Source organism: Microbacterium sp. Y547 (assembly GCF_057669785.1).
In genome coordinates this window covers 1-5,623 of record NZ_JBYHFN010000014.1, presented here as the reverse complement: position 1 = coordinate 5,623, position 5,623 = coordinate 1, and the positions used below count along the sequence as shown (strand labels likewise).

At 54.6% G+C, this 5,623-nt stretch carries 3 rRNA genes; all 3 read left to right on the top strand.

Features of this window, described 5'->3' with window-relative positions:
* The first annotated feature begins 308 nt into the window (after positions 1–308).
* The 3 genes from AC25Y0_RS12910 to rrf all read left to right on the top strand — a co-directional run bounded on the left by AC25Y0_RS12910 (position 309) and on the right by rrf (position 5,569).
* Positions 309–1,832, top strand: a 16S ribosomal RNA gene (locus tag AC25Y0_RS12910).
* 414 nt (positions 1,833–2,246) lie between these two features.
* Positions 2,247–5,352 (top strand): 23S ribosomal RNA (locus tag AC25Y0_RS12905).
* 100 nt (positions 5,353–5,452) lie between these two features.
* A 5S ribosomal RNA gene (gene rrf, locus AC25Y0_RS12900) occupies positions 5,453–5,569 on the top strand.
* Together the 16S, 23S and 5S rRNA genes form the textbook arrangement of a ribosomal RNA operon.
* The last annotated feature ends 54 nt before the right edge of the window (positions 5,570–5,623 follow it).

Genomic DNA, 5,623 nt, shown 5'->3' with positions numbered 1-5,623 from the left:
GATGACTGCTGTTCCTGACATTTTGTCGGGAACGCTGATTTGACAGGCGCGGAGCGACATGTAAGATAGTGAAGTTGCCCTGCGGGCAGAGCCGAGAGGCCGAGTAGCAGGAGCATCCGATCCTTGAGAACTCAACAGCGTGCACTTGTCAAATGCCAAATTACCTCGTTCCAGCTTCGGCTGGATGAGATTCCTTTGGATCAAAGTCCGGCCTTCGGGTCGGCAACGGATATGTCAGCAATGACATCCATTTGGTCAGTTCAAACTCGCTGCTTCGACCTTTTTCCGGTCGTGGTCAGCAAAATTTCTTTACGGAGAGTTTGATCCTGGCTCAGGATGAACGCTGGCGGCGTGCTTAACACATGCAAGTCGAACGGTGAAGGTGGAGCTTGCTCTGCTGGATCAGTGGCGAACGGGTGAGTAACACGTGAGCAATCTGCCCCTGACTCTGGGATAACAGTTGGAAACAGCTGCTAATACCGGATACGAGCTGCGAAGGCATCTTCAGCAGCTGGAAAGAATTTCGGTCAGGGATGAGCTCGCGGCCTATCAGCTTGTTGGTGAGGTAACGGCTCACCAAGGCGTCGACGGGTAGCCGGCCTGAGAGGGTGACCGGCCACACTGGGACTGAGACACGGCCCAGACTCCTACGGGAGGCAGCAGTGGGGAATATTGCACAATGGGCGCAAGCCTGATGCAGCAACGCCGCGTGAGGGACGACGGCCTTCGGGTTGTAAACCTCTTTTAGCAGGGAAGAAGCGAAAGTGACGGTACCTGCAGAAAAAGCACCGGCTAACTACGTGCCAGCAGCCGCGGTAATACGTAGGGTGCAAGCGTTATCCGGAATTATTGGGCGTAAAGAGCTCGTAGGCGGTTTGTCGCGTCTGCTGTGAAACCCCGAGGCTCAACCTCGGGCCTGCAGTGGGTACGGGCAGACTAGAGTGCGGTAGGGGAGATTGGAATTCCTGGTGTAGCGGTGGAATGCGCAGATATCAGGAGGAACACCGATGGCGAAGGCAGATCTCTGGGCCGTAACTGACGCTGAGGAGCGAAAGGGTGGGGAGCAAACAGGCTTAGATACCCTGGTAGTCCACCCCGTAAACGTTGGGAACTAGTTGTGGGGTCCATTCCACGGATTCCGTGACGCAGCTAACGCATTAAGTTCCCCGCCTGGGGAGTACGGCCGCAAGGCTAAAACTCAAAGGAATTGACGGGGACCCGCACAAGCGGCGGAGCATGCGGATTAATTCGATGCAACGCGAAGAACCTTACCAAGGCTTGACATATACGAGAACGGGCCAGAAATGGTCAACTCTTTGGACACTCGTAAACAGGTGGTGCATGGTTGTCGTCAGCTCGTGTCGTGAGATGTTGGGTTAAGTCCCGCAACGAGCGCAACCCTCGTTCTATGTTGCCAGCACGTAATGGTGGGAACTCATGGGATACTGCCGGGGTCAACTCGGAGGAAGGTGGGGATGACGTCAAATCATCATGCCCCTTATGTCTTGGGCTTCACGCATGCTACAATGGCCGGTACAAAGGGCTGCAATACCGTAAGGTGGAGCGAATCCCAAAAAGCCGGTCCCAGTTCGGATTGAGGTCTGCAACTCGACCTCATGAAGTCGGAGTCGCTAGTAATCGTGGATCAGCAACGCCACGGTGAATACGTTCCCGGGTCTTGTACACACCGCCCGTCAAGTCATGAAAGTCGGTAACACCTGAAGCCGGTGGCCTAACCCTTGTGGAGGGAGCCGTCGAAGGTGGGATCGGTAATTAGGACTAAGTCGTAACAAGGTAGCCGTACCGGAAGGTGCGGCTGGATCACCTCCTTTCTAAGGAGCATCTGGCACTCTTCGGGGTGTCCAGGCGCCAGATTCGGGACGAATGTTCTCGACTGGTAGCTCATGGGTGGAACATTTGACTTGGTGCCGATCGGGGGATCTCGAACTTAGTACGCTGCTTGCAGTTGGAAGGGTTCTGGTGACGCTGCCGGCATATGCACGCTGTTGGGTCCTGAGGGACCGGATGCGCTCGGGCTTTTTGCTCGGTGCAGACGAACCTCAGGGCCTTTTCTGATTGCCGTTTTCGGCATGAGGTGAGGGTACCGCCCGTACTTTGAGAACTACACAGTGGACGCGAGCATCTTTGAGCTGACTTCGGTCAGTTCATATAGATGATCTTAAAGATCATTAGTCAATTTCATGTCGGACTTCGGTTCGACGTCGATTCTGATAAAACTCATGTGATTTCAAGTCTTTAAGAGCAAACGGTGGATGCCTTGGCATCTGGAGCCGAAGAAGGACGTAGCAATCTGCGATAAGCCTCGGGGAGTGGATAAGCACACTTTGATCCGAGGGTCTCCGAATGGGGAAACCCCGCTGGGCGGCTTGCCGACCTAGTGACTCCCGCCTGAATATATAGGGCGGGTAGAGGGAACGTGGGGAAGTGAAACATCTCAGTACCCACAGGAAGAGAAAGCAACCGCGATTCCGTTAGTAGTGGCGAGCGAAACCGGAACAGGCTAAACCGAGTACGTGTGATATCCGGCAGGAGTTGCGTATTCGGGGTTGTGGGACTTTTCAGGTTGCTCTGCCGAGCAGCCGGCGTTACAAGAAGGTATAGACGAACGGTCTTGAAAGGCCGGTCAAAGAGGGTGCCAACCCCGTAGTCGAAATGCCTCCCTTGGCGCGAAGAGTATCCCAAGTAGCACGGGGCCCGAGAAATCCCGTGTGAATCTGTCAGGACCACCTGATAAGCCTAAATACTCCCAGATGACCGATAGCGGACAAGTACCGTGAGGGAAAGGTGAAAAGTACCCCGGGAGGGGAGTGAAATAGTACCTGAAACCGTTTGCTTACAAACCGTTGGAGCCTCCTTAGTAGGGGTGACAGCGTGCCTTTTGAAGAATGAGCCTGCGAGTTAGCGATATGTGGCGAGGTTAACCCGAGTGGGGTAGCCGTAGCGAAAGCGAGTCTGAATAGGGCGATTCAGTCGCATGTCCTAGACCCGAAGCGAAGTGATCTATCCATGGCCAGGTTGAAGCGCGTGTAAGAGCGCGTGGAGGACCGAACCCACTTAGGTTGAAAACTGAGGGGATGAGCTGTGGATAGGGGTGAAAGGCCAATCAAACTTCGTGATAGCTGGTTCTCTCCGAAATGCATTTAGGTGCAGCGTTGCGTGTTTCTTACCGGAGGTAGAGCTACTGGATGGCCGATGGGCCCTACAAGGTTACTGACGTCAGCCAAACTCCGAATGCCGGTAAGTGAGAGCGCAGCAGTGAGACTGTGGGGGATAAGCTTCATAGTCGAGAGGGAAACAACCCAGACCACCATCTAAGGTCCCTAAGCGCGTGCTAAGTGGGAAAGGATGTGGAGTTGCCTTGACAACCAGGAGGTTGGCTTAGAAGCAGCCACCCTTGAAAGAGTGCGTAATAGCTCACTGGTCAAGTGATTCCGCGCCGACAATGTAACGGGGCTCAAGCACGCCACCGAAGCTGTGGCATTGATATTTTTGGTAGGCCTTCGTGGTCCAGCCGTATTGATGGGTAGGAGAGCGTCGTGTGGCCAGCGAAGCGGCGGTGTGAACCAGCCGTGGAGGCTACACGAGTGAGAATGCAGGCATGAGTAGCGAAAGACGTGTGAGAAACACGTCCTCCGAAAGACCAAGGGTTCCAGGGTCAAGCTAATCTTCCCTGGGTAAGTCGGGACCTAAGGCGAGGCCGACAGGCGTAGTCGATGGACAACGGGTTGATATTCCCGTACCGGCGAAGAACCGCCCAAGCTAATCCAGTGGTGCTAAGAGTCCTAGCCAGGAATGATCGGATCCCTTCGGGGTGATGACGTCTTGGTGAACGCTCGACCCCATGCTGGTGCGGTTAGCGTATTAACAGGTGTGACGCAGGAAGGTAGCCCAGCCAGGCGATGGTAGTCCTGGTGCAAGTGCGTAGGCCGAGCGATAGGCAAATCCGTCGCTCACATAGGCTGAGACACGATGCGGATGAAAAGTGGGTGATCCTATGCTGCCAAGAAAAGCATCGACGCGAGGTTCTAGCTGCCCGTACCCCAAACCGACTCAGGTGGTCAGGTAGAGAATACCAAGGAGATCGAGAGAATCGTGGTTAAGGAACTCGGCAAAATGCCCCCGTAACTTCGGGAGAAGGGGGGCCTTCGACGTATTAGGACTTGCTCCGAAAGCGTTTGGAGGCCGCAGAGACTAGTGGGTAGCGACTGTTTACTAAAAACACAGGTCCGTGCCAAGTCGCAAGACGATGTATACGGACTGACGCCTGCCCGGTGCTGGAAGGTTAAGAGGACCGGTTAGCCGCAAGGCGAAGCTGAGAATTTAAGCCCCAGTAAACGGCGGTGGTAACTATAACCATCCTAAGGTAGCGAAATTCCTTGTCGGGTAAGTTCCGACCTGCACGAATGGCGTAACGACTTCCCAACTGTCTCAACCGCGAACTCGGCGAAATTGCAATACGAGTAAAGATGCTCGTTACGCGCAGCAGGACGGAAAGACCCCGTGACCTTTACTACAGCTTGGTATTGGTGTTCGGTGTGGCTTGTGTAGGATAGGTGGGAGACTTTGAAGCATGGACGCCAGTTCATGTGGAGTCATTGTTGAAATACCACTCTGGTCACTCTGGATATCTAACTTCGAACCGTAATCCGGTTCAGGGACAGTGCCTGGTGGGTAGTTTAACTGGGGCGGTTGCCTCCCAAAAAGTAACGGAGGCGCCCAAAGGTTCCCTCAACCTGGTTGGCAATCAGGTGGCGAGTGTAAGTGCACAAGGGAGCTTGACTGTGAGACTGACAGGTCGAGCAGGGACGAAAGTCGGGACTAGTGATCCGGCAGTGGCTTGTGGAAGCGCTGTCGCTCAACGGATAAAAGGTACCTCGGGGATAACAGGCTGATCTTGCCCAAGAGTCCATATCGACGGCATGGTTTGGCACCTCGATGTCGGCTCGTCGCATCCTGGGGCTGGAGTAGGTCCCAAGGGTTGGGCTGTTCGCCCATTAAAGCGGTACGCGAGCTGGGTTTAGAACGTCGTGAGACAGTTCGGTCCCTATCCGCTGCGCGCGTAGGAAGTTTGAGAGGATCTGACCCTAGTACGAGAGGACCGGGTTGGACGAACCTCTGGTGTGTCAGTTGTTCTGCCAAGAGCACCGCTGATTAGCTACGTTCGGGATGGATAACCGCTGAAAGCATCTAAGCGGGAAGCCGGCCTCAAGATGAGACTTCCATGCCTTCGGGCGAGAGGCTCCCAGCCAGACTACTGGGTTGATAGGCGAGATGTGGAAGCGTGGTAACACGTGTAGCTGACTCGTACTAATAAGCCGATGACTTGATAACACACCGTTTTTGGTGCTTGCGTCCACTGAGTGGTTCTCGATGTACGGTCGAGAACCGCATGACAATGACTTTGTTATGCTGATTGAAACATCAATAGTGTTTCGGCGGCCATAGCGTGAGGGAAACGCCCGGTTACATTCCGAACCCGGAAGCTAAGCCTCACAGCGCCGATGGTACTGCAGGGGGGACCCTGTGGGAGAGTAGGACACCGCCGGACTTCTTTCGAGAAAGGGCCACCCAATGCTGGGTGGCCCTTTCGCGTTTTAGGGGT